Source organism: Streptomyces parvus, assembly GCF_032121415.1.
In the GTDB taxonomy this organism is placed as follows: Bacteria; Actinomycetota; Actinomycetes; order Streptomycetales; family Streptomycetaceae; genus Streptomyces; species Streptomyces globisporus_A.
The window spans coordinates 40,234-62,845 of sequence record NZ_CP135079.1 but is presented as its reverse complement, the minus strand read 5'-3'; the positions used below and the strand labels follow the sequence as shown (position 1 = coordinate 62,845).

Sequence of the window (22,612 nt, the reverse complement as noted above, 5' to 3'; positions counted from 1 at the left end):
GCGAACAGGCAGAAGGCGAAGCATATGAGGGCGTGCCGGGCAGGGACAGGGTACGGCGCGCCCGAACCCGCGTCGGTGTCGGCGCACGACCGGCCTGCCGGCGCGGTCACCATGCTCCGCGCCGGCAGGCGCGCGCCGCGGCGGCTCCCCCTGTCCGGAGAACCGCCGCGATTCCGGGTCGCCCGCCTCAGCGGGTCAGGGAGAACGCCTGGGCCGAGGAGCCGGAGCAGGGGTGCTGCGAGAACCCGGCCCCGTTGGCGGTCGAGGAGTTGTCGACGGTGAGGCACTTGCCGCTGTGGCGGGCGACGAAGCGGTACCGCCCGGTGCCGGTCAGGGCCTCCGGGCGCCACTGCTGGTTGACACCACCCTCGTACGACCACAGATGCACCCTGGTGCCGTCGGCGGTCGCACCCGGACCGCCGTCGACGTCCCAGGCCTTGGCGTTGTGCCGGTTCACCACCTGGTAGTGGCCCGAGGCGGTCGGCCGGAACTGCCAGCCCTGGTTGGCCCCGTTCCCGCAGGCCCACTGCTGCAGCGCGGTTCCGTCGGCCGTACCCCAGTCGGCCGCGTCCAGGCAGGCACCGCTGTTGGCGTTGCGCACCTGGTACCAGGCGGCGGGGTCGATGGATCCCACGGGCGGCTCGGTCGTTCCGCCGCTCCCGTCCCAGGCGAAGGTCGCGACGGCCCCCGCGGGCAGGGTGTAGGCGAGCGACCTGCCGCTGTCCGTCAGGGAGAACCGCTGGGCTCCGGACGCGGTGTTGACGACCACGGCCGCCCGGCTGCCGTCGCTGTTCTGGAAGGCGACGTTCTGCACCCCACCGGCGCCCTGGCTGGTGGAACCGATCCGCACCGCCCCCGCCTCGATGAACTTCGAGACGTGGCCCAGGACGTAGAACTCGGCGTTGCGGGTGACCTGTCCGCCGTCGATCTCGACGATGCCGTTGCAGCGGTTGGTGCAGTGCCCCTGGTGAGGACCGCCGTTCCGGTCGAGGGCGAGGTTCCAGTTGATGACCGTCTCGCCGCCGTTGCGCATGTTCTGCACGACGAGGTTCTCGGTGTGCCACTTGAGCGTGTCGCCGAACGTCGTCGCCGGGTTCGCGCTGTCGGTGCCGGAGCACTCAGTGAAGAAGACCCGCTTCCCGGCGTCGGCGATCTGCTTCTGCGCGGCGGGCGCCCCGCCGTAGCAGTGGAACGCGGCGCCGATGATCCGCTGGATACCGCCCGTCCGGGCGAAGACGTCGAGCGGATAGTTCGGGTGGTCCCAGTTGTGGTCGTAGGCCAGGATGTTGGTCGGCAGGTTCGCGGCGGTGAGCGTCCGGTCCAGGACCCGCAGGAAGTCCGCCTGCTGGGCCGAGGTCATGCTCATCGACGGGTAACTGGTCGCGAACTCCGGTTCGTTCTGCGCCGTGAGATCGGTGAGCGTGATGCCCTCCTGCCCGTACGCCCTGATCGCCTTGACCAAGTAGTCGGCGTAGGTCTGGTAGTGCTCGGTGCGCAGACTCCCGCCGTTGAGCGAGTTGTTGGTCTTCATCCAGGCCGGGGGCGACCAGGGCGAGCCCATGAAGCGGATGGCCGGGTTGATGGCGGTGGCCTGCTTCAGGACGGGGATGATCTGGCTCCGGTCCCGGTCGATGGAGAAGGCGCCCCGGGTGTCCTCGTAGGTGTACGGGTTGGTGTTCGCGTCGAAGTCGGTGCTGCCGAGCGGCTGGCGCAGGTAGGTGAGCCCGATGCCGTCGCCCTCCGTGGAGAAGAGCGACTTCAGCACCGTCGTGCGCTGCGCCTGGGGGAGCCCCTGGAGGAGATGGGCGGAGGCGCCCGTCACGGAGGCCCCCGCGCCCGTGAATTTCTGCCCCTTGTCGGCGGCGTCGATCCGGATGTCGACCGCCTGCGGCGATCCGGTGAAGGGGACGTTCCCTTCCGGGGTGAGCTTCTTGGCCCCGTCGGGTGTGGTGACCCACACCTGCGCGACCGGGTCGGCCGCCCGGGCAGTGGTGACGGCGCCGTTGACGCCGAGCGCGGCGACGGTCACGACGAGCGCGGCACCGGCCGCGCGCGCTCTCAAACGCGGGGGAGTGGGGCTTGGCATGGTTGCGGCTCTCCTTGGGTTCGTACCTGCTGGCAGGCGGCACCCCGGCGGACGGAGGGCGCGGCGGAGGACGCCTCGCTCCGGGCGTGCCGGTCACAAGAGGGCGGGACAACGGCATGAAAGCACACCCACTAAGTGGTTAGTAAGTAGTCGGCTCCGGTGTTCTCGCGCGCTGTCCTGAAGATCTTCACCGGGGCTCCAACAGGCTTAAGCTGATCCGGTGAGCAACCAGTCAGTGAGCAGACCGGCACGTGGCCCGGCGGGGCCCCGCACGCCGCGCAGCCCGGAGGCCAGGCAGCGGCAGCAGGACATCCTGGCCATCGCCATGGACACCTTCGCCGCCCGTGGCTACAACAACGCCTCGCTCGCCGAGATCGCGGACCGGGTGGGCCTCACCCAGGCCGGGGTGCTGCACTACTTCCGCTCCAAGGCCCTTCTCCTCACCAGCGTGCTCGAACTGCGCGACCAGCGTGACATCGAGCAGCTCGGCCCCGACCGCCCCCAGGGGCTGGACTTCCTGCGCCACCTGGTGAACACCGCACTGCGCAACGCGGAGCGCGAGGGCATCGTCCGGCTGTACGCGGTGCTCTCGGCGGAGTCGGTCACCGACGACCACCCCGCCCAGGACTACTTCCGCGACCGCTACGACGGGCTGCGCTCCTTCGTCGCCGATGCCCTGCGCGAGGCCTGCGAACTGCCCGCCGACCGCACGGGGCCGGCCGACAACGCGGCCAACGCCATCATCGCGGTCATGGACGGACTGCAGGTCCAGTGGCTTCTGGCCCCGGAATCCGTGGACATGGCCGCCTCGACCGATCTCGTGGTCACCTCGCTGCTGGCGACCCTCGCGCCCGAACGATTCGGCCCGCGCACGGCAGGCTGACGGCAGGGCGGGCCGTTACGCGGGCGCGACGGAAACCGGCGCCTCGCCGACGGGCCCGCGCAGCGCGCCGCCGTGGCCGGCCGCCACCTCCACCTGCGCCTCCAGGGCCGCGAGGAGCCAGTCGTGCGCGGACCCCGGGGTCGGCTCGGGAGGACCCCCGGGAGCGCTGATCACCTCGGCCGTCAGCTCCCAGTACCGGTCGATGCGCGGATCGTCCGCGAGCCGTCCTGCCAGTACGCGGCGGAAGGCGGGCGTGTCCTGGGCGCCGTACGTGCTCGCGTACGCGTCCACGAATCCGTCCAGCGCCTCACCGCGGGAGGGCTCCGCGCCACGGCGCAGTTCCGCGCCCGCCAGGTCGTACGCCTCCGCCAGGCCCGCGTACAGCACGGCCGACGCACGGGCCCCCGTGACGCCGTGCGCCCGGGGCTGGCAGGAGCCGGCCCCGGCCCCGCCGCCGCACGGCTGGGTCACCAAGGCGTGGAGCCGGGCGAAGGCGAGGACCTGGGCCGGCCGGGGGGCGTCGGGCGGGGGCGGAACCGCGGCCTCCAGGAACGCGGTGACGGACCGGGCGGGCATCCGGGGCGGCAGCCACGAGCGCCAGAACCGGGCCAGTGAGGCGGTGCTCGGCGGGGCGGCGACCGCACCGACCAGCCGTAGCCGGTCGGGCCGTTCGGCCCGCGGGCACTCCTGTACGAGCCTCAGTGCGGCCTCCCGCCAGCGCAGCGCGGCGAGCTCGGACCCCAGGACCCTCAGCCGGCGGGCCACGGCGTCCTCCAGTGCGCCGCCCGCCCCGGCCTCCTCCCGTCCGTCGTGCGCGTCCTGCTCGTCGAGGATGCGGCGCACTTCGGGAACCGGCAGATCCAGGCCGCGCAGGGAGCGGATCATGCCCAGCCGCTCCACGGCGTCCGGACCGTACCTGCGGTGTCCGCCGGCGCTGCGGGACGTCTCCGGCAGCAGCCCGCGGTCCGAGTAGAAGCGGACGGTCTTGACGCTGACGCCCAGGTGCTCGGCCAGTTCACCGATGGTGCACAGACCGTCGTACGACGAGAACACTTGAACCTCCACCAGGGGGAGTTCCTACGGTACCGGCGAGCGCTGCCGGGAGCTTCGGGCCGGTGCGCGGGAATCAGCGTGACGAGGAGGGACCATGACCGTATTCATCCTGGTGGCCGGGGCGTTCACCGGACCGCACGTGTGGCGGGACACTGCCGCCCGGCTGACGGCGGAAGGCGCCGAGGTCCACACCGTGGCGCTCACCGGACTCGGCAGGCCCCCCGCCGACGGGGTCGGGGCCGTCGACCTGGAGACCCACATCGCGGACGTGCTCGCGGCGATCGATGCGGCTGCGGAGCCCGGTGGGGAGATCGTGCTCGTAGGCCACGACTACGGCATCCACCCGGTGCTCGGCGCGGCCGACCGCCGCGCCCGGTCGATCGCCCGGATCGTCCACCTGGACACCGGGATGCCGCAGGACGGCGTCCCCGCCCTGGCCGCCGTGCCGGACCAGCTCCTGCGCGAGGAGGTGGCGGAGCGCGCCGCAGGTAGCGGGGACGGGGTGGCGGGAGGCGAACTGCCGCCACCGGCCAGGGAGGCGTGGTCCCGGTGGGGAAGCACCGCGGGCCTCTCCGAGGCGGCGCTCGACGGGCTCACCGCCCTCGCGGCGCCGCAGCCGCTGGGCACCCTGCTCCAACCGCTGCGGCTGACCGGCGCCGTGGCCGCGGTGCCCGCGACGGGGGTGCTGTGCACCGCCAACGGGCCGGGCGTCGAGATGCTCCAGATGATGGTGGATGTCGGCACCCCCGCCCTCCGGGCGCTCGCCGATGCCCGGGTGGCCTTCTTCGAACTGCCCACGGGACACTGGCCGATGCTCTCCTGCCCCGAGGCGCTGGCCGAGACCCTGATCGAGGCCGCGTCCGGCGGAGGCCATGTGCTGACCCCGGCCGGCTCCGGCCGTACGCCCGCCCATCTGCGGCCGTTCCTCCTCGACGTACCCGAACGCCTCCGCGAGCGGACCGGGAACACCGACCTGTATCTGCCGGACGGTCCGGGGCCGCACCCGGCCGTGGTGTTCGTGCACGGCGGCCCGGTGCCCGCGGAGGCGAGGCCCACGCCCCGGGACTGGCCGACCCTGACGGGATACGCACGCCATGTCGCCGGACAGGGAGTCGCGGGCGTGACCCTCGACCACCGTCTGCACGCCGTGACCGACTACGGACAGGCCGCCGCGGATGTGGCCGACGCGGTGGAGCGGGTGCGCGCCGATCCGCGGGTGGACGCCGACCGGGTCGCCCTGTGGTTCTTCTCGGGCGGGGGGCCGATCACGGCGGAGTGGCTGACGGACCCGCCGGTGTGGCTGCGCTGCGTGGCCGCGAACTACCCGATCCTCGCGCCGCTGCCGAGCTGGGGGATGACCGGTTCCCGCTTCCACCCCGTCCGGGCGCTCTCCCGTGCCGGTGGTCTTCCCGTCGTCCTGGTCCGGGCGGGCCGGGAGAGCGCCGAGATCGCTGCGACCGTCGAGGAGTTCGTGGCCGAGGCCGACCGCTGCGGGGCGAACCTGGAGATCATCGACGTACCGGAGGGGCGGCACGGCTTCGAGACGCTCGAGCCGGCCGACGGGGCGCGCGAGGCCGTGCACCGCGCGGTGGGTGCGGTGCTGGCCCGCTTGAAGGGGTGAGAGACCGGGCCGCGGCTCTCCCCCGGAGCCGTGGCCCGGTCTGCCGCCTCCCGGTCAGGGCGTCCGCGCGGTCGGCTACTCGATGACCAGCTCGACGTCGATGTTGCCCCGGGTGGCCTTGGAGTACGGGCAGTAGGCGTGGGTCGCCTCGACCAGCTTCCGCCCGGTCTCGCCCGCGAGGGAGTCCGGGAGCTCCACGCGCATGACGACCGCGAGTCCGAAGCCGTCGCCGTCCTTGCCGATGGAGACCTCGGCGGTCACCGAGGCGTCCTTGGTGTCGACCTTCATCTCGCGGCCGACCGCAGCCATGGCACTGGCGAAACAGGCCGCGTAGCCGGCGGCGAAGAGCTGCTCGGGGTTGGTGCCCTGGCCGTTGCCACCGAGGGCCGGGGGCATGGCCAGGGGCAGGTCGAGTTGGCCGTCCGAGCTGACGGCACGGCCCTCGCGGCCGTTGGCGGTGGCGGCGGCGGTGTACAACGCGTCCATGGGATGACCCTCCTCTGGAACCCCGACCCGGCTGGTCGTGGCTACGGCTATAAAGATTGCACACAACTAAGTTGTGCACAACTCAATGGGTGTGCGGCGGTACGCTGGTTCCATGACCACTGCTCCGCGCGCCACCCCCGATCTCTCCGCCGTCCCGGACGCCGAGCTGCTGCGACTGGACCACCAGGTGTGCTTCTCGCTGCACGCCGCCTCGCGGGCCTTCGGCGGCTACTACCGGCGGGCGCTGAAGGATCTCGGTCTCACCTACTCGCAGTACCTGGTCATGCTGGTCCTCTGGGAGCGGGGCCCGCAGTCGGTCAAGGCCATCGGCGAGCGCCTCCACCTGGACTCGGGGACCCTGTCGCCGCTGCTGAAGCGACTGGAGAGCGCCGGGCTGGTCCGGCGCGAACGCAGCCGCGAGGACGAGCGCTCCGTCGTGATCGACCTGACCGGCGAGGGTGCGGGTCTGCGCGAGCGGGCCCTGTCCGTCCCGCGCGGCGTGCTCGCCGCCACCGGCCTGTCGCTGGAGGAGGTCCTCGGGCTGCAGGAAGTCCTCGGCCGGCTCACGGGCGCGCTGGGGGAGGCGGTCGACGCCGACTGACGTCATGACAGCTTGAGCTGTCGTTTCGCCCTCACGGTAAAATCAATTGTCGAGGTGATTCTCGACAGTTAACGTTGTCGCATGAATGATGCGAAGGCGATCCCGACCCCTGATCAGAGCGACGAGAACTTCTGGGCCACGGTCCTGACCCCGGTGGACCCCGCCTGGAACGAGCCCGGTGACGACGACACGTTCGCCATGGACGAGCAACTGCTCGCAGCGGTCCGCTCGCTGGCCGAGCGGATCTCGACGCGCGCGCTCGCCTACCGCACCGCGGGCAAGCCCTTCGACGCCGCGCTCATGGCCGCCCCCGACGTGCAGCTGGCGATGCTGCGGTCGCTCTACGAAGCCAAGCGGTCCGTCGACCGGCTGGCCGAGAGCGCGGCCACCGTCGCCGGACGCGGTGGATCCAGTTACGCCCAGCTCGGCGCGGCCTGGGGCGGCATCAAGCGGCAGTCGGCCCGCCTCAAGTGGCCCCACGCGGTGCCGAAGAAGTCCGCGAGCGAGTCCATCCCGCTCCACTACGCGGGTGGCGACGCCGTGATTCACCACGACCCGGGCGCCGACGCCTGGTGGTACACCGCCGCGGGCGCGGACCTGCAGGAGGACGAGTCGGAGGCCGTCCACGGCACCTCCGCCGAGGCCATCGCGCGGGCGACCGAATTTCTGCTGACGCACGCCCGGCCCACGCGGCACGACACCATGTGACCGCGGAGCGGGGAGGCGTCGGGCTCAGCCGCCGGGGACCTCGGCGGCACCCCCGGCCCCGCGGTGGAAGTCCCAGGCCTCGATGTCCCGGTAGTGGATCGGCCCGGGACCGCGGCCGATGTTGCTGCCGACCAGGTGGAGGCGCCCGGCCTCCCAGTCCCGGCCGGCGAACGCGGTGAGTGAGGCCGCGGCCTCCACCGTGTTCGCGTGGTCGCCCCGGCGCGACCGGGCCAGCGTCAGATGCGGCCGGAGCGGCCGCTCGGGAAAGGAAACACCGCACTGTCTGACGAGGGCCCGTACGTCGACGGCGAGGCGGTGCAGCCCTTCGAGGTCCCCCGTGACCCCGGTCCACAACACCCGTTCGTCGAAGTGCCCGCCGCCGCGCAGCGCCAGCCGCAACGGCCGTTGCCGGGCCGCGAGCCCGGCGAGCGGAGGAAGCAGGGGCGGAACGGCCGGGACCGGAACCTCCCCGAGGAACGCCAGGGTGATGTGCCAGTCCTCGATGCGGTTCCACCGCATGCGCGGGTAGGCGTCATAGGCCGGACGCAGTACCCGCGCCAGCTCCTCCTTCGCGTCGTCGGGTGGGGCGAGCGCCAGGAACACGCGGGTCGTCAGGGCCGGGACACGTCCGTCCGCAGGGTGGCCGGTCAGGGCTTCGAGCGGTTCGTTCACCTGCCGTACCGTACGTGCCGGCCACACCCCCGCCGCGACGCGGGGCCGACGACCGGCTCCGGCGCGTGCCGTGCGAGCGGCCCTGCGTGCCGGTCAGCCGAGGTAGTCCGTGCGCCCTTCGTCGTCCAACTCGAAGGGGCCCTCGGGGATGATGCAGAACTCATTCCCCTCGGGGTCGCCCATCACCAGGAACCCCCCGTCGTCGTATCCCTCCAGGCGCCGCCCGCCGAGCGCTTCGACCCGCAGCTGCTCGGCGGCCGGATCGGGGGCCGAGACATCGACATGCATCCGGTTCTTGGACCGCCTGGGCTCATCGGTCCGCTGGAAGCCCAGCCCGACGCCGTGCTCGCGCCGCAGCCAGACGTAGGGACCCGTACGGCCCACGATCGGTCTGCCGAGCAGCTCGGACCAGAACGCGGCGAGCCGTTCCGGATCCGTGGCATCGACGATGAGGGCGTTGAGCCGCATCCGGGAGCCGGTCGTGTTCGGTGTGTCCGCCATGCTCACCCACCTTTCCAGGTACGTCCGTACGGTGCGAGGCTCAGTCGTCCACCTGTGCCGCCGCGCCCGCCGTCGTCGTCGTCCGGAACCGGGCACGGTAGTGGGTGGGGGAGAGGCCCAGCGTCTGCTGGAAGGCCCGGCGCATCGTCTCGGCCGATCCGAAACCCGCCCCCTCGGCCACCGCCCCGACGGGATCGGTGCCCGAGGCCAGGAGCGCCTGGGCGGCCTCCAGCCGTACGGATTCGACGTACTGGGCGGGGGAGAGCCCGGTCTCACGGCGGAACAGCCGGCTCAGATGCCGGGCCGAGACCCTGCCGAGCCGGGCGAGCGTGCTCGGGGTGTGCGGACCGCCCGGATCGGCGCTCACCGCGTCCATGGCCGCCCGTACGGCGGGATGCTCGGCCTCGCGCGGCCGCAGCCGGGCGCTGAACTGGGACTGGCCGCCCGGTCTGGCCATGAACACCACCAGCTCCCGCGCGGTGTCACGGGCCGTACCGGCGCCGTGGTCCTCCTCCACCAGGGACAGCGCCAGATCCATGCCCGCCGTGATGCCCGCCGAGGTGATCACGTGCCCGTCGCGCAGGAAGAGCGGATCGGACTCGACCCTCACCGTGGGGTAGGCGGCGGCCAGTTCACCGGCCAGCCGCCAGTGCGTCGCCGCCCTGCGGCCGTCCAGCAGACCCGCCTCCGCCAGCACGAACGCGCCCGCGCACACGGACGCCACCCGGCGGGACCGCCCGGCGAGATCCCGTACCCCGGAGGTCAGCGCGACGTCGTCCACCGCCCGCCGCCAGTCCCGGCGGCCCGGCACCAGCAGCGTTCCGAGCCGCCCCGGGAGACCGTTGACCGGGCCGTCGACCCCGAGCCTGATCCCGCCGGAGGTCCGGACGTCCTGGCCGGTCACCGACACGATCCGGACGTCGTAGCGGCCTCCGTGGCCGTTGGCCGTGGTGAACACCTCCGCCGGGCCGGTGACGTCGAGGAGCTGGACCCCGTCGAACGCCAGGACGGCCACCAGGTGGGGGCGGGCGGTGCCGGTCACTCGGGCCAGGGGGAGTCGAGAAGGGTGCGGACGAAGTCGCCCCGTTCGAAGCCGGGGACGTAGTGCTCCAGGACATCGGCCTTGACGTTGCCGAACGTCGTCTCCGGTCTCGGACGGACGCCGTCGGTGAACGCCCCGAGGATCCGCCGTTTGAAGTCCGGCCGGGGATGGAGCGCGACGACCTCGGCCCGGTCGGCCGGGGAGAGGTCCTCGTAACCGATGCCCAGTACGTCGTACTCCACCCCGGCGGTGACCAGGGCCACCTCGGGCTCCATGAACGACGGGATGCCCGGGGTCGTGTGCAGGGCGATGGCGGTCCAGACCCGTCGCACGCTGTCCTCGGGAACCCCGCGGGCCTGGAGGAAGCGGCGCGCCTCGTCCGCGCTGTCCACCTCGAAGCGCCGGCCGCTGGACCGGAAGGACTCGCCGAGGCCGAGGTCATGGAACAGGGCCCCCACATAGAGGAGTTCGGGGTCGAAGCTCAGGTCACGGCGCTGCCCCTGAAGGGCTCCGAACCAGAAGACCCGGCACGAGTGGTGGTAGATCAGCTCACTCGTCGTGTCCCGCACCAGCTCGGCCGCCTCCCGGGCGAGCGTGGTGTCCGGAACCCGGACGCGGGCCGTGAGTGACGCGGGGTCGGTCGACGTATCGGTCGGCATGGGGTGTCCGCTCCCTTCCTCGAATACCCGGTGCATCTGGGGCATCCGGGATGTCTCGCACGGCCGGGGACCCGGCCTGCTCACTCCAGCTTGGGCTTCCCCGCCGGGGCGCGCCATGTCCCGAGGGCCGGATATCCCACAGATCCGGACATGGCCTGCCCCCTCTGCCGGGGCCGACCACGGAGACGCTGAGCGCAGATTGCGCCAATGGCATACGCTCATGCCTATGACGCAAGAAGATGAGCTGGACAGCCTGGTACGCAAACGGATCCGCGCCCTGCGCGTGGCCCAGGGCTGGTCCCTGGAGGAGCTGGCCGCCCGGGCGAAGGTCAGCCAGTCCACGCTCAGCCGCATCGAGAACGGCCGCCGCCGACTGGCCCTGGACCAGCTCGTCACACTCGCCCGCGCCCTGGACACCTCGCTCGACCAGCTGGTCGAGACCGCGTCCGACGACATCGTCTCCAACCCGATGGTCGACGGAGCCCACGGTCAGATGCGGTGGCCCATCAAGGCGGAGCCCGGCATGACGGTCATCCGCCAGCGCATGACCGAGCCGCCGCCCGACAACCCCTCGCGCCTGCGCGCGCATCCGGGCCGGGAATGGCTCGTCGTCCTGTCCGGCACCGCGATCCTGCTCCTGGGCAACCGGCGTCTGCGGATCGAGACGAACCAGGCGGCGGAGTTCCCCACGATGCTCCCGCACGCGATCGGCGCCGAGGGCGGGCCGTGCGAGCTGCTGGGCGTCTTCGACCGGGACGCCCGCCGTGGCCACCAGCGCGGAGAAGGTGCGGAGAAGCCGGGCCGTCCGTCCCCGCCTGGGCGGAGCCCGGCGTGACGAGCGCGCGCTGACGCGTCAGGGGCGTCGCACGACGAATTCCCCCGCGGCCGGAACGTGAAAAGGGGGACCCCGCCGATCATGGTGATCGGCGGGGCCGGGCTTCCCGTCCGCGCGGCCGGTCTCCCGCGCGGGTCAGCCGTTCACGCGGGATCGACGCGGGAGACGACGCCGCTGCTGCCGAGCACGTACAGCTCGCCGTCACCGCCCTCCACGAACGAGATGACCTCGCCGCCGCTGACGCCGAGGTCGCCCACGCCGGTCACCTCGCCGCTCTCGATCTGGAGCGTCCGCAAGGTGCCGTCGCAGTAGTCGCTGAACACATAGCTCCCCCGGAGGTCCGGGAGCGCGTCGCCGCGGTAGACGAATCCACCGGTCACCGAGCAGCCGAGGCCCGTACGGTCGTACTCGTACACCGGCGGGACATGGTTCGCGGGCTCCGTGCCTCCCCGGAAGGGATGCGTGCCCTCCATCGAGGCCCAGCCGTAGTTCTCGCCGCCCTTGCTGTCCGCCGGGGCCCAGTCGATCTCCTCCCAGTCGCTCTGGCCGACATCGCCGATCAGCAGGTCGCCGGTGTCCGCGTCGAAGGAGAACCGCCAGGGATTGCGCAGCCCGTACGCCCAGATCTCGTCCCTCGCGTTCGCGTCGTCCACGAACGGGTTGTCCGCCGGGATCGCGTAGGGTTCGCCGCCGCTCGGGTCGATCCGCAGCAGCTTGCCGAGCAGGGTGTCGAGCTTCTGCCCGTTGCCGTGCGGGTCCCCGCCCGAGCCACCGTCACCGAAGGCGATGTACAGGTAGCCGTCGGGACCGAACTTGATGTCCCCGCCGTTGTGGTTCGCGTACGGCTGAGTCTGGGTGAGGACCGTGCGCCGTGTCTCCGGCCGGAGTTGGCCGCTCTCCACCGCGAACTCGTCGATCGTGCTCGTGCCTTCGAGGTCGGTGTAGGAGATGTAGAAGTGCGCGTACGTCTTGTCGAACGCGACGCCCAGCAGGCCGCGTTCGCCATCGGTGGTGGTCTCGTCGGAGATGTCGAGGACGGGTTCGCCCAGACCTGAATCGTCCAAAACCCTTACGGTGCCCGCGCGTTCGGCGATCCATACCGTGTCGTCCGGCCCGGCCGCGCCGGCGGACGGCCCTTGGGCCCTGGCCACTTCGGTCAGGGTGGCGCTCACCTGCTGACCGGGGGCGTCGGCGGGTTCGTCCGCCGACGCCGTGGCCAGCGCCAGGGACGTGGCGAGGCAGAGCGTTCCGATGATCGCCGAGCTTCTGGTGCGAAATTTCACCGTGGCCTCCTGGAGGCGGCGAATGGGGGGAGTCACCCGGCTGCTCGAACGGAGTTGAGTGGGGGTACGAGCCGGCAGGCAACCTGGGTGGGGGACGGTGTGTCACCGGCTACGGGTGAGGATAGAGGGACGGACGCGGCTTGGACTAGACCAGCGTCACGGCATCTTCGGCCACGAACTGCTGGAACTCCTGTGCATGGGAGCGCTCCAATCGCGCCAACTGCCGTACTGCGCAAGGTAATCAGGCTGGACGGCTTGACAGTCATCGGAAGCCGCGCCACCTTGGGAGCGCTCCCACACCGCGTTTCCCCCACTCGAACCCCCTCACCTCCTGAGCGTCACGGACCCCCGAACCGTCCGTCGACACCCGCGACGGACGTACGAGAGGAGCACGGAGCCGCAATGAGAAGCAGAGGCACCACCACCCCGCCCGCACCTCGGCGCACCACCGTCCCGCAGGCGTCCCGCCGAAGGACCGCAGCCGCGCTGTCCGCCCTGATCATGGGCGCATCGCTCGCGGTCGCCGTTCCCGGCCAGGCGTCGGCCGCGGCCCGCGTCGACAACCCCTATGCCGGCGCCACCGCGTACGTGAACCCCGACTGGTCCGCCAAGGCCGCCGCGGAACCCGGCGGTGCCGCCATAGCCGACGAACCGTCATTCGTCTGGATGGACCGCATCGCCGCCATCGACGGCACACCCGGCGCACGAGGCCTGCGCGCACACCTCGACACCGCCGTGAGCCAGGGAGCCGACCTCTTCCAGGTCGTCATCTACAACCTGCCCGGCCGGGACTGTTCCGCACTCGCCTCCAACGGCGAGCTCGGCCCCACCGAAATCGACCGCTACAAGAGCGACTACATCGACCCCATCGCCGACATCCTCGGCGACCCCGCCTACGCCGGTCTGCGCATCGTCACGCTCATCGAACCCGACTCGCTGCCCAACCTCGTCACCAACGCCGGAGGCACGGCCGGTTCGACACCCGAATGCGCCACGATGAAGGCCAACGGCAACTACGAGAAGGGCATCGGGTACGCCCTGCACACGCTCGGCGCCCTCCCCAACGTCTACAACTACGTCGACGCGGCCCACCACGGCTGGCTCGGCTGGGACTCCAACTTCGTGCCCGCCGCACAGCAGTTCAAGAAGGCGGCGACGATGGAGGGTGCCACCGCCGCCGATGTGCACGGCTTCATCGTCAACACCGCCAACTACTCGGCGCTCAAAGAACCGCACTTCGCGGTGAACGACTCCGTGAACGGTGCCACGGTGCGCCAGTCGCGCTGGGTCGACTGGAACTACTACGTCGACGAGCTCTCGTTCGCCCAGGCCCTGCGCACCGAACTGGTCCGCCAGGGCTTCGCCTCCGACCTCGGCATGCTCATCGACACCGCCCGCAACGGCTGGGGCGGCTCCGCCCGGCCCGCCGGCCCAGGTCCGCGGACCAGCGTCGACGCTTACGTGGACGGCGGCCGGACCGACCGCCGCATCCATGCCGGCAACTGGTGCAACCAGAGCGGCGCGGGCATCGGCGAGCGACCCACGGCCGCACCCGAGCCCGGGATCGACGCCTACGTCTGGGCCAAGCCCCCGGGCGAGTCCGACGGCAGCAGCGAACCCATCGACAACGACGAGGGCAAGGGCTTCGACCGGATGTGCGACCCGACGTACACCGGCAACGGCCGCAACGGCTACAACCTCACCGGCGCCCTTCCGGGCTCCCCGGTGGCCGGGCACTGGTTCTCCGGGCAGTTCCGGGAGCTGCTCCGCAACGCCCACCCGCCGCTCGACGGAGGCAGCGGCACCGCGGGCCGGTGACACACGCGGGCCGTGGCCGACGGGAGCCGTTCCCGTCGGCCGCGGCCCGCGCGCCCGGTTCAGCGCACGTCGACGCGGTCACCGGAGCTGGTCGTGCCCAGCCGGGACGAGGTGGCCGTGAACTGCGCCTTCCACGTGCCGTCCTTCTGGGCGGTGAACCCCTTCGAGAAGACGCCCTTGTTGTTGGTCTTCACGGTCGCCGACTTGCTCCACTTGCTGGAACCGTCGGCCTTGAACAGGAGGGTGACCGACTGGCCGGAGGTGTTCTTCCAGGTGCCGTCCAGGCTGCGCAGGGTGCCCTTGACCGTGATGGTGCGGCCCTTGCGGACCGGCTCCGGCGAGGCGTTGAAGCCGGACACCGCGGTCCGCAGCTTGACGTCCACGGTGTCCGATGAGCTCACGGCCGCGGCCCGGTCTGCGGTCCCCGCGTAACGGGCCCGCCAGGTGCCGTCCTTGACGGCGGTGACCGACGCCGTGGCCACACCCTTCTTGTCCGTGGTGACCGACGCGGCACGGCTCCAGGTCGTGGCGCCCTTCGCCCGGAACTCGACCACCACGGGCGTCTTGGCCAGCGGACGCCAGACGTCGTCCGTGGCGCCGACGGTCTGGATCGTACCGACGACCTTCAGCTTGCTGCCCTTGCCGACCGGCTCGGGGGAGGCGTTGAAGGAGACGATCCGGGCGGGCACGGCGGACACCGTGAGCGTCGCGGCGGACGTGGCGGTCTCACCCGATGCGTTGACGAAGACCGCGCGGTAGCGGAGGGTGTTGAGCGCGGCGCTCGCCTTTACCGACAGCGTGGCGGTGGTGGCCCCGGGCACGGCGCTCCAGGTCGCGCCCTCGTCGGAGCTCCGCTCCCAGCGGACGGCATCGGCGCCGTCCGCGGCGGCGGTGAAGACGGCGGTGGCGCCCGAGCGCACCGTGCGGGAGTCGGGCTGCCGGGTGACGGTGGCGGCGGGGAGCTCGACGCCGAACGTCAGCGGCTGGGCCACGTCCTGGGCGCGGGACGGCATCCAGGTGGGGTCGGTGCCGTCGTGCGAGTTGAAGCTCGTGACGAAGCAGGCGGTGGTCCGGCAGTCGACGGCGGGGGCCCCGGAGGGGGTGAACGTCTCGGTGAGCTTCGCCGTGACGCTGAAGGCGCCGTCCGCGCCGACCTGACGGACGTACACCGCGTTGCCGAAGACGCTGGGGTACGTGGTGCCGGGCATGGCGACGGACTGGGCCAGGTACACCCCGCGCCCGGGCTGGTAGCCCTTGCCGCTGACAGTGACCTCGGTCTCCGCTCCCAGTCCGCTGACCTGGCTGACCGTCAGCGTGGGGACACTCACGGCGCCACTGATGGCGAGCGGGTCCAGCGCCGTACCGGCCGGGTACATGGGCTGCCCCTGGAAGGCGAAGATCGCCGCGCCCGCGTCCGTGAGGGAGGCTGTGATGCCCGACCAGTCGAGGGTGCTGCCGTCGAGGGCGCCGGCGGCCGCCGTGAGCGAGGCGATCGGCACGCCGGACGTGGTGACCGGGTCCTCACCGGCGACGAGATCGGTCGTCACGTCCATGTGGAGCGTGCCCTGGCCGTTCTTCAGCACGACACGCGGGTTGGCGAGGGTGATCGCGGTGATCCCGTGGCTGGGTATCGCATAGGTCACCGAGCCCCCGAAGCGCACATCGGCCGAGCGCCCCGCCGGGTCGACCGAGCCGTGCTTGACGGGGTGGTCGACCTTTCCGGCGGCGTCGGCGGTCGCGCCGCCGCCCGCGGTCACCGAGCCGCCGAACATCGCGACGTACCGGACCCAGGACTCCTTGAAGCCCCAGGAGGACCGGCCGCTCACCAGGATCGGAGCGGCCGCCGACGTGGTGCCGCCGGAATCGGCCCGCGCGGCGGCGTGGACGCCCGGGGCGGCGGAGGCGGGAACGGCGAGGACGCCGGCGCCCACGGAGATGACGGTCAGGGCGGCGAGAGCGGCCAGGCGGCCGCGGCGAGGCATGGGCATGCGCTGCATGTCTCCTTCGGGGAGGGGCACGGCGCGCGTCGGAACGGAGCCGTGCCCGGGGCGAACGAAAGAAGGGGGGATACCGGCTTCTTGGCGTGTGGGGACCCGAAGACGACCATCGAATATTAGGTGAGGCTTACCTAATTTGTCACCACGAGTGCGGCCGTCCGCCTCCGGTACGGGCCGGCCGGACGTCAAGTCCGCGCGGGCGGGTAGGAGACGGACAGAGGGCGACGAACGACGACCTCACTTCCCTGATCGACGAAGGAGAGGCAAGAGCATGGCCGATTCCGAGATGAGGGCGGTGGGCTGGGCGCAGTCCTTCCCCATGTCCCAGGGAGTGCGGGCGGGGCGCCGCTGGGCGCGGGAGCATCTCGACTCACTGGCGTGGACGCGGAGCGCCCCCGATCTGGTGGACTCGGTGCTCCTGGCCGTGTCCGAGCTCATCACCAACGCACACGAACACGCGCACAGCGATGCCCAGCTCGTCCTGACCTGGGACAGCACCTGCCTGCATGTCAGTGTTCACGACTCCAGTCCGGTGCTCCCCGCCGTGGTCGACCGGGGCCTCGAAGCGACCGGCGGCCGGGGCCTCGCCATCGTCGAGGCGCTGTCCGACAGTTGGGAACAGCACCCCCAGCGGGACGGCAAGACCGTGACCGCCTGTTTCGTGCCCCCCGGACACCCGGACCCGGATCACGGGCCCGGCGGCACCGCCTGACGTTCACTCGCCCCGGGCGCCATGCGGCAGACGTTGTCGGCGGCTCGCCCACGCCGCGCGAGAGGTGCCGGAACGTCAGCTCCGAAGACCGGCGTTGAGCCGCGCGGCCTGGCGCGTCAGATGGTCGCGCTCGGCCAGCGTGGGGGCCTTGAGGGCGGCCTCGGCGTACAGCCGCGCGGCTGTCAACAGGTCGCCGTCACGCTCGTGCAGATACGCCGCGACCGCCGTATGGCGGGGCAACGACTCGCTCAGCGCTGCGAGTTCGGCCAGCCCGGCGCGCGGACCGTCGGCCTCGCCGACGGCCACCGCCCGGTTGAGCCGGACGACCGGGCTGTCCGTCAGGCCCGCCAGCTCGTCGTACCACTCGACGATCTGCACCCAGTCGGTCTCCTCGGCGGTCGGCGCGTCCGCATGGAGCGCCGCGACGGCGGCCTGGGCCTGGAACTCGCCCAGCCGGTCCCGGGCCAGGGCCGCCTGCAGGATCCCCACCCCCTCGGTGATCATCCCGGTGTCCCACCGGCCCCGGTCCTGCTCGGCGAGCGGCACCAGACTCCCGTCGGGCGCGGTCCGGGAGGCTCGCCGGGCGTGGTGGAGCAGCATGAGGGCGAGCAGCCCCGCCACCTCAGGGTGGTCGATCGCGACCGCGAGCTGCCGGGTGAGCCGGATCGCCTCAGCGGCGAGGTCCACATCCCCGGAATAGCCCTCGTTGAAGACCAGATACAGCACGCGCAGCACGGTGGAGACATCGCCGGGCCGATCGAACCCCACCCCGGAGACGGTGCGCTTCGCCCGGCTGATCCGCTGTGCCATGGTCGCCTCGGGCACCAGATACGCCCGGGCGATCTGGCGGGTCGTGAGCCCGCCGACGGCGCGCAGCGTGAGCGCGACCGCCGACGACGGCGTCAGTGAAGGGTGGGCGCACAGGAAGTAGAGCTGGAGCGTCTCGTCCACCGCCGGCGCGGGGCCCGGCGCGGGCTCCTCGTCGACGAGGTCCTCGCGCCGCCGCCGGGAGGCGTCCGCCCGGGTCGCGTCGAGGAACCGCCGCCAGGCCACGGTGACCAGCCAGCCCTTCGGGTCCCGCGGCGCGTCGCCCGGCCATACGCGGACCGCCTCGACCAGGGCGTCCTGCACCGCGTCCTCGGCCGCCGCGAAGTCCGCTCCCCGGCGGACGAGGACGCCGAGCACGCTCGGAGTGAGGCTCCGCAGAAGGAGTTCGTCCATCGAAGCGTCACTCCGTGACAGTGGGCGGCGCGGTCAGGAACGGGCGCACCTCCAGCCACTCGTGGATCGGCTTCCCGCCGGCCCCGGGGGCGGCGGACAGCTCCCCGGCCAGCTCGACGGCCCGGTCGTTACTGTCCACGTCGATGATCATCCAGCCGGCGATCAGATCCTTGGTCTCGGCGAACGGCCCGTCGGTGACCGGCGGACGGCCCTCACCGTCGTACCGGACCCAGGAGCCCTCGGGGGCGAGCGCCTGACCGTCGACGAACTCCCCGGTCTTCTCCAGCCGGTCCGCGAAGTCCTGCATGTACTGCATGTGCGCCGAGATCTCCTCGGGCGTCCACCGGTCCATCGGTACGTCGTTGACCGCTGCCGGGGCGCCGCGGTAGTGCTTGAGCAGCAGGTACTTGGCCATGATGTCACTCCTCGGTGCCGGGCGGCCCATTCTGGCCGCTCTCACTACGGGGACGGAGCCGGATCCGGGTTCTCGACATCGCCGCCCAAAGACTTTTCGACTTTCCCCGACGGCCCGGGGGCGGCCCGTGGAGAGAGCGCGGACGGGCTCGCGGTCACTGCTCGCGCAGGCACCACGGCGACCCGTACGCGACGAGCAGATCGAGGAACGGGCGCGGGTCCAGCGCCTCGGCGCCGAGCACCCCCGTGCCGCTCCAGACACCGCCCGCCACCAGCTCCAGGGCGATCACCGGGTTGATCGCCGTCTGCCAGACCACGGCCTGGGAGCCGTACTCGCGCATCGACCACTGATTGTCGACCACGTGGTAGAGGTACACCTCGCGGGGCGCGCCGTCCTTCGTGCCCTTCACCCAGGTACCGGCACAGGTCTTGCCCCGCATCAGCCCGCCCAGGGAGGCCGGGTCGGGCAGACAGGCCGCGACCACGTCACGGGGCGACACGGCGCCGCCGGGCACGCTCACCTTGTCCGTGCGGTCGAGGCCGAGCCGGTGAAGGGTCTTGAGGGTCTCGATGAACTCCTCACCCAGCCCGTACTTGAACGTGACCCGCCGGGACTCCACCCAGCGCGGGATCAGCAGGACCTCCTCGTGCTCGACGTTGACGCACTCCACCGGACCGATCCCCTCGGGGAAGTCGAACACCTCCGGTTCGCTGAACGGCGCCGTGGTGAACCAGCCCCGGTCCTTCTCCCAGATCACCGGTGGGTTGAGGCACTCCTCGATGGTGGTCCAGATCGAGAACGACGGGGCGAAGCCATAGCCCTCGACGGTGAGATCGGCACCGTCCCGGACGCCGATCTCCTCGATCTCGTCGAACAGTTCGTCCGCCGCGTACCGGGCGAAGACATCGGAGAGCCCCGGCTCGACACCCACCCCGACGAGCGCGAGCCGCCCCGCCGCCTCCCACGCCGCGGCACGCTCGAACTGCCCGTCGCCGAGCTTGACCCCGCACTCCTCGTACGGGCGCTCCGGATGCGGGGAGGACAGGGACATGGCCATGTCCAGATAGTCGACGCCGGCGGCCAGCGCCGCCTCGAACAACGGCATCACGAACCGGGGGTCGGTGGCGTTCACGAGGATGTCGCACCGCTGCTCGGCGATCAGGGCGGTGACCGCCGCCCGGTCCGAGGCGTCGACGCGCAGCGCGGTGAACCTCGCCCCGTCGTCGCCGAGGGCGGCCACCGCCGCCTCGGCCCGGGAGAGGTCGTAGTCGGAGACGACCATGTGGTCGAAGAAGGAGCGGCGGGCGGCGATCCTGGTGATCGCCGTGCCCACGCCACCTGCGCCGACGAGGAGTACACGCATGGCGGATGTGCCTTTCGTCGAGGGGCCGGGCCCAACGGGCCGGTGCCCTTGGATTCGTCCATGAAAGGGGCGCACTTGAGTAACGTCAACGCCGTTGGCATAAGGTGAGGGGGTGCCGACAGGCCGGCACCGGCACACCGGTATCGACACGGGGGAGAGGCCCGGATGGCGAAGAAGGTGGTCCCGGAGGAGAAGCGGCGACGCAGGCGGCCGACACGGCAGGGCGTCGTCGTCACCCAGCAGCTGATCGTCGAGACCGCTCTGCGCATGCTCCACGAACACGGCAGGGACGGACTGACCGTGCGCCGCCTGGGCCTCGCCCTCGGAGCCGACCCGAGCACGCTCTACCGCTACTTCCGCGGCATCGACGACCTGACCCTGGCCATCGCCGACGAACTGATCGGACGCGCGATGCACGGCTGGCGGGCCACCGGGCAGTGGCGCACCGACCTGCGCGGGATCGGCCTGCGCATCCACACCGCCTACCTGGCCCATCCGCAGGCCGCCGTGCTGACCGCCAGCCGGGTCAGCGGCCGGGCCAACGAGATCGCCTGCGACGAGACGGTCCTCGGCATCCTGCGCTCGACCGGACTGCCCGACCGGGACGTCGTACGGATCTACCAGGCGTTCCTCGACCAGGCACTCGCCTTCGCCGCACTGGACGCCGCGAGCCTCGCCCTGCCCGAAGCGGCCCGCGCCGCCGACGAACGGGTCTGGCACGCCACCTACGCCGAACTGCCGGCGGAAACCCACCCGAACATCGCCGCTCTCGCACCGCTGCTGGTCGCGAGGATGAACGACAGCGCGTACCCCACGGCTCTGGAGATGCTGCTCGACAGTGCGGAGGCGAGCATCCGGCGAGCTCGGCGCGCCGGCGACCCGGCCGACGGCTGACGCCCCGCGCTCCGGCCGCCCGCCGCTCGTACCGATTCGTGTGGCGGCCCCGGAGGGCACCACGCAGACTGGCCGGAGAAGGCGGAACGACGACAGCCCCGGAGAGGCATCGACGATGGGTGAGTACGCGGACCTGCCCGGTGTCAGGACCTGGTACGAGACCGAGGGCGCCGGTGATCCGCTCGTTCTCCTGCACGGCGGCTTCTGCACCAACGACACGTGGGGCGCCCAGCGCGCCGACCTCGCCGCCGCCTACCGCGTCTTCCTGCCGGAACGGCGCGCCCACGGGCACACGGCCGACGTGCCCGGCCCCCTGACGTACCAGGACATGGCCGACGACACCGTGGCCTTCCTGGAGGCGGTCGTCGAAGGGCCGGCGCACCTGGTGGGCTGGAGCGACGGGGGAGTCGTCGCGCTCCTCGTCGCCGGGGACCGCCCTGACCTCGTCCGCAAGGCCGTCGCGATCGGGGCCAACTTCCGCCCGGGCCCCGAATGCTTCGTCGAGCCGTCGATGCTGGACACGATGACGCCGTCCGGGCCCGACCTGGCGTTCTTCCGGGAGCTGTACGACCCCGTCGCACCGGACGGCCCGGACCACTGGCCGGTGGTGGCCGCGAAGGTGCTCGACATGTGGCGCACCCAGCCGACGCTGACACCCGAGGACCTGGCCCGCATCGAGGCGCCCACCCTGGTGATGTCCGGCGACGACGACATGATGACGCTGGAGCACACCACGGCCCTGTACCGCGCGATCCCGGACGCCGAGCTGGCTGTCGTGCCCGGGGCGTCCCACCTGGTCCCGCTGGAGAAGCCGGCTCTCGTCAACCGGTTGATCCTCGACCACCTGGCGCAGGGGGCGGCGGAGACGATGATGCCCATCCGCCGCGCGAAGCCCGGGGCCACCACACCCTGACGGCGATCGCACCCGGATCTGCGGTTCACTCGATGCGCAGGAGGGCGTCCTTCGCGCCGGCGGCGACCGCCCCTGGCACTCGCCCGGCCGCCGACAGGAGGCACGGAAGGCCGAAGAGGGCGGAGAGCAGGGCAAGGCAAGATGCCCGAATTATGCTGACTGGATGCGATCTGCTCCTTGGTGGGCCTTGGTCTCCTCCGGGTGTGCCCCCGTCCTGCTGGTCGGCTCCTGGATGATCGCGCAGGTGCGCCAGGGACCCGCGTACGACCCCGCGGCGGAGACCCTGAGCGTCCTCGCCTCCTACGGCGCCACCAGTTACTGGCTGATGACCGGGATGCTGCTGGTGCTGGGGACGTGTTACGTGGCGACGGCGCACGCCCTCCGGCAGGCGGCTCTCCCCGGCCGGGTGACCCTGGCCGGCGGCGGTCTGTCCGCGCTGGCCCTGACCCTGGTGCCCGCCCCGAGCAGCGGCGGGGCGCTGGAGCACGGGGCGGTGGCCACGGTGGGCGTGGTGCTGCTGGCGGCGTGGCCACCGCTGGCCGCCGTCCGGGGCGGGAGACCGGTGCCGTGGGGGTTGCGCCTGGATGTGTCGCTCGCCGCGAGCGCGCTGATGTTCGCGAGTGCCTTGTGGTTCGTGGCGGAACTCCAGAGCGCCGGGGCCCCGGGCGTCGCGGAGCGCGTCGTGACGTTCCTTCAGGCGTTGTGGCCGTTCCTGGTCGTCCTCTCCTGCCGCACGGCCGTAATGCGACAGGCCCGGGGTGAAGCCCCGGCGGACGACCGGAAGCGCTAGGCCCTCGCCCAGCGCCGCAGCCAGGCGTCGAGGACCGCGTAGTGGCCGTCCATGAGCCC

At 72.0% G+C, this 22,612-nt stretch carries 21 protein-coding genes and 1 pseudogene; 10 read left to right on the top strand and 12 right to left on the bottom strand.

The window, feature by feature from the left end; translation table 11 throughout:
- Positions 1–187: 187 nt before the first annotated feature.
- Positions 188–2,086: an RICIN domain-containing protein gene (locus RNL97_RS01190; RefSeq protein ID WP_243312962.1), complete on the bottom strand. Its 1,899-nt coding sequence runs from the start codon at positions 2,084–2,086 to the stop codon at positions 188–190.
- Positions 2,087–2,306: 220 nt separating this feature from the next.
- Between RNL97_RS01190 and RNL97_RS01185 the strand changes: the two genes are divergently transcribed.
- Positions 2,307–2,969, top strand: coding sequence for a TetR/AcrR family transcriptional regulator (locus RNL97_RS01185; RefSeq protein WP_313750274.1), 663 nt, complete (start codon positions 2,307–2,309; stop codon positions 2,967–2,969).
- 15 nt (positions 2,970–2,984) lie between these two features.
- Here the strand turns inward: RNL97_RS01185 and RNL97_RS01180 are convergent, their stop codons facing one another.
- Entirely contained in the window at positions 2,985–4,022 is a 1,038-nt protein-coding gene (locus RNL97_RS01180) for a MerR family transcriptional regulator (RefSeq protein ID WP_030587496.1), read from the bottom strand.
- A 94-nt stretch (positions 4,023–4,116) separates the two neighbouring features.
- On the opposite strand from RNL97_RS01180, the gene RNL97_RS01175 reads away from it, so the two are divergent.
- Positions 4,117–5,643, top strand: a complete 1,527-nt coding sequence (locus RNL97_RS01175; RefSeq protein WP_243312959.1) for an alpha/beta hydrolase — start codon at positions 4,117–4,119, stop codon at positions 5,641–5,643.
- A gap of 75 nt (positions 5,644–5,718) precedes the next feature.
- Here RNL97_RS01175 and RNL97_RS01170 read toward each other — a convergent pair whose 3' ends face one another.
- Positions 5,719–6,129 carry an Ohr family peroxiredoxin gene (locus RNL97_RS01170; protein ID WP_030587492.1) on the bottom strand — a complete coding sequence of 137 codons (411 nt, stop codon included), beginning with the start codon at positions 6,127–6,129 and terminating at the stop codon, positions 5,719–5,721.
- 112 nt (positions 6,130–6,241) lie between these two features.
- On the opposite strand from RNL97_RS01170, the gene RNL97_RS01165 reads away from it, so the two are divergent.
- A complete protein-coding gene (locus RNL97_RS01165) occupies positions 6,242–6,730 on the top strand; it encodes a MarR family winged helix-turn-helix transcriptional regulator (RefSeq protein ID WP_030587490.1) in 489 nt (162 codons plus the stop codon).
- 81 nt (positions 6,731–6,811) lie between these two features.
- Positions 6,812–7,438: a hypothetical protein gene (locus RNL97_RS01160; protein WP_243312957.1), complete on the top strand. Its 627-nt coding sequence runs from the start codon at positions 6,812–6,814 to the stop codon at positions 7,436–7,438.
- Between the two features lie 24 nt (positions 7,439–7,462).
- On the opposite strand, the gene thpR is transcribed toward RNL97_RS01160, so the two are convergent.
- The 4 genes from thpR to RNL97_RS01140 all read right to left on the bottom strand — a co-directional run bounded on the left by thpR (position 7,463) and on the right by RNL97_RS01140 (position 10,312).
- A complete protein-coding gene (gene thpR, locus RNL97_RS01155) occupies positions 7,463–8,110 on the bottom strand; it encodes an RNA 2',3'-cyclic phosphodiesterase (RefSeq protein ID WP_030587487.1) in 648 nt (215 codons plus the stop codon).
- Positions 8,111–8,203: 93 nt separating this feature from the next.
- Positions 8,204–8,611, bottom strand: a complete 408-nt coding sequence (locus tag RNL97_RS01150; protein WP_030587485.1) for a VOC family protein — start codon at positions 8,609–8,611, stop codon at positions 8,204–8,206.
- Positions 8,612–8,651: 40 nt separating this feature from the next.
- On the bottom strand, positions 8,652–9,653 hold the full coding sequence (locus tag RNL97_RS01145) for a GlxA family transcriptional regulator (protein ID WP_234313452.1): 1,002 nt from the start codon (positions 9,651–9,653) through the stop codon (positions 8,652–8,654).
- Positions 9,650–10,312, bottom strand: coding sequence for an HD domain-containing protein (locus RNL97_RS01140; protein ID WP_030587482.1), 663 nt, complete (start codon positions 10,310–10,312; stop codon positions 9,650–9,652). The genes RNL97_RS01145 and RNL97_RS01140 overlap by 4 nt, the downstream gene beginning before the upstream one ends.
- A 226-nt stretch (positions 10,313–10,538) precedes the next feature.
- On the opposite strand from RNL97_RS01140, the gene RNL97_RS01135 reads away from it, so the two are divergent.
- Entirely contained in the window at positions 10,539–11,147 is a 609-nt protein-coding gene (locus tag RNL97_RS01135) for a helix-turn-helix domain-containing protein (RefSeq protein ID WP_030587480.1), read from the top strand.
- 143 nt (positions 11,148–11,290) lie between these two features.
- Here RNL97_RS01135 and RNL97_RS01130 read toward each other — a convergent pair whose 3' ends face one another.
- Positions 11,291–12,430: a PQQ-dependent sugar dehydrogenase gene (locus RNL97_RS01130; RefSeq protein WP_030587478.1), complete on the bottom strand. Its 1,140-nt coding sequence runs from the start codon at positions 12,428–12,430 to the stop codon at positions 11,291–11,293.
- Positions 12,431–12,832: 402 nt separating this feature from the next.
- Here RNL97_RS01130 and RNL97_RS01125 point away from each other — a divergent pair.
- A pseudogene (locus RNL97_RS01125) lies at positions 12,833–14,242 on the top strand (glycoside hydrolase family 6 protein); the annotation flags it as partial.
- 65 nt (positions 14,243–14,307) lie between these two features.
- Here RNL97_RS01125 and RNL97_RS01120 read toward each other — a convergent pair.
- A complete protein-coding gene (locus RNL97_RS01120; protein ID WP_243312952.1) occupies positions 14,308–16,236 on the bottom strand; it encodes an HtaA domain-containing protein in 1,929 nt (642 codons plus the stop codon).
- 280 nt (positions 16,237–16,516) lie between these two features.
- Between RNL97_RS01120 and RNL97_RS01115 the strand changes: the two genes are divergently transcribed.
- Positions 16,517–16,957 carry an ATP-binding protein gene (locus RNL97_RS01115; RefSeq protein WP_313750273.1) on the top strand — a complete coding sequence of 147 codons (441 nt, stop codon included), beginning with the start codon at positions 16,517–16,519 and terminating at the stop codon, positions 16,955–16,957.
- A 75-nt stretch (positions 16,958–17,032) separates the two neighbouring features.
- Here RNL97_RS01115 and RNL97_RS01110 read toward each other — a convergent pair whose 3' ends face one another.
- The 3 genes from RNL97_RS01110 to RNL97_RS01100 all read right to left on the bottom strand — a co-directional run bounded on the left by RNL97_RS01110 (position 17,033) and on the right by RNL97_RS01100 (position 19,956).
- Entirely contained in the window at positions 17,033–18,178 is a 1,146-nt protein-coding gene (locus RNL97_RS01110; RefSeq protein WP_243312949.1) for an RNA polymerase sigma factor, read from the bottom strand.
- 7 nt (positions 18,179–18,185) lie between these two features.
- Positions 18,186–18,593: a YciI family protein gene (locus tag RNL97_RS01105; RefSeq protein ID WP_313750272.1), complete on the bottom strand. Its 408-nt coding sequence runs from the start codon at positions 18,591–18,593 to the stop codon at positions 18,186–18,188.
- 154 nt (positions 18,594–18,747) lie between these two features.
- Positions 18,748–19,956, bottom strand: a complete 1,209-nt coding sequence (locus tag RNL97_RS01100) for a saccharopine dehydrogenase family protein (RefSeq protein WP_243312946.1) — start codon at positions 19,954–19,956, stop codon at positions 18,748–18,750.
- A 165-nt stretch (positions 19,957–20,121) separates the two neighbouring features.
- Between RNL97_RS01100 and RNL97_RS01095 the strand changes: the two genes are divergently transcribed.
- The 3 genes from RNL97_RS01095 (at position 20,122) to RNL97_RS01085 (ending at position 22,553) form a co-directional block, all read left to right on the top strand.
- Entirely contained in the window at positions 20,122–20,850 is a 729-nt protein-coding gene (locus RNL97_RS01095) for a TetR/AcrR family transcriptional regulator (RefSeq protein WP_243312944.1), read from the top strand.
- Positions 20,851–20,965: 115 nt separating this feature from the next.
- Positions 20,966–21,763, top strand: a complete 798-nt coding sequence (locus RNL97_RS01090) for an alpha/beta fold hydrolase (RefSeq protein ID WP_030587461.1) — start codon at positions 20,966–20,968, stop codon at positions 21,761–21,763.
- Between the two features lie 163 nt (positions 21,764–21,926).
- A complete protein-coding gene (locus RNL97_RS01085) occupies positions 21,927–22,553 on the top strand; it encodes a DUF998 domain-containing protein (RefSeq protein WP_030587458.1) in 627 nt (208 codons plus the stop codon).
- The last annotated feature ends 59 nt before the right edge of the window (positions 22,554–22,612 follow it).

Coding starts and splice junctions, on each gene's coding strand:
- RNL97_RS01110 (WP_243312949.1), bottom strand. CDS start 18,178: ATGGACGAACTCCTTCTGCGGAGCCTCACTCCGAGCGTGCTCGGCGTC.
- RNL97_RS01150 (WP_030587485.1), bottom strand. CDS start 8,611: ATGGCGGACACACCGAACACGACCGGCTCCCGGATGCGGCTCAACGCC.
- RNL97_RS01140 (WP_030587482.1), bottom strand. CDS start 10,312: ATGCCGACCGATACGTCGACCGACCCCGCGTCACTCACGGCCCGCGTC.
- RNL97_RS01120 (WP_243312952.1), bottom strand. CDS start 16,236: ATGCCCATGCCTCGCCGCGGCCGCCTGGCCGCTCTCGCCGCCCTGACC.
- RNL97_RS01160 (WP_243312957.1), top strand. CDS start 6,812: ATGAATGATGCGAAGGCGATCCCGACCCCTGATCAGAGCGACGAGAAC.
- RNL97_RS01095 (WP_243312944.1), top strand. CDS start 20,122: ATGGCGAAGAAGGTGGTCCCGGAGGAGAAGCGGCGACGCAGGCGGCCG.
- RNL97_RS01190 (WP_243312962.1), bottom strand. CDS start 2,086: ATGCCAAGCCCCACTCCCCCGCGTTTGAGAGCGCGCGCGGCCGGTGCC.
- RNL97_RS01085 (WP_030587458.1), top strand. CDS start 21,927: ATGCGATCTGCTCCTTGGTGGGCCTTGGTCTCCTCCGGGTGTGCCCCC.
- RNL97_RS01135 (WP_030587480.1), top strand. CDS start 10,539: ATGACGCAAGAAGATGAGCTGGACAGCCTGGTACGCAAACGGATCCGC.
- RNL97_RS01165 (WP_030587490.1), top strand. CDS start 6,242: ATGACCACTGCTCCGCGCGCCACCCCCGATCTCTCCGCCGTCCCGGAC.
- RNL97_RS01105 (WP_313750272.1), bottom strand. CDS start 18,593: ATGGCCAAGTACCTGCTGCTCAAGCACTACCGCGGCGCCCCGGCAGCG.
- RNL97_RS01090 (WP_030587461.1), top strand. CDS start 20,966: ATGGGTGAGTACGCGGACCTGCCCGGTGTCAGGACCTGGTACGAGACC.
- RNL97_RS01170 (WP_030587492.1), bottom strand. CDS start 6,129: ATGGACGCGTTGTACACCGCCGCCGCCACCGCCAACGGCCGCGAGGGC.
- RNL97_RS01175 (WP_243312959.1), top strand. CDS start 4,117: ATGACCGTATTCATCCTGGTGGCCGGGGCGTTCACCGGACCGCACGTG.
- RNL97_RS01100 (WP_243312946.1), bottom strand. CDS start 19,956: ATGCGTGTACTCCTCGTCGGCGCAGGTGGCGTGGGCACGGCGATCACC.
- RNL97_RS01115 (WP_313750273.1), top strand. CDS start 16,517: ATGGCCGATTCCGAGATGAGGGCGGTGGGCTGGGCGCAGTCCTTCCCC.